This window comes from Shewanella sp. S1-58-MNA-CIBAN-0166 (assembly GCF_040310085.1).
Lineage (GTDB): Bacteria > Pseudomonadota > Gammaproteobacteria > Enterobacterales > Shewanellaceae > Shewanella.
This window is the reverse complement of record NZ_JBEOPN010000152.1, coordinates 1-263: the sequence shown is the minus strand read 5'-3', so window position 1 is coordinate 263 and position 263 is coordinate 1. Positions and strand designations below refer to the sequence as shown.

1 protein-coding gene is annotated in these 263 nt (G+C 38.0%); it reads left to right on the top strand.

Annotated elements, in window-relative coordinates; all coding sequences use genetic code 11:
• Positions 1 to 61 precede the first annotated feature (61 nt).
• Positions 62 to 263 (top strand): CreA family protein (locus tag AAEY99_RS21495; RefSeq protein WP_351011990.1); only part of this gene is annotated, 202 nt, incomplete at its 3' end.

Genomic DNA, 263 nt, shown 5'->3' with positions numbered 1-263 from the left:
GTAAATACGTTTAGTATAGAAAAACAAACCGTATCCCTCTTTAAGTATGTTGGAGAACACGATGAAGTATTTAAAAGTCAGCTTTTTACTCGCGGGTATGCTTACCTTAACAGCGTGCTCAGATGATGTTGCCTCTGTAAGCCTTGGACTATTTACCACCAAGGATGTAATTGTAAATTCGCAACAAGACCCTTTAGTTACTGGGGTAACGTGCCATATTAGCCATATTGAAGCTAATTTAGATTTTTCAGACCCTTCTGATA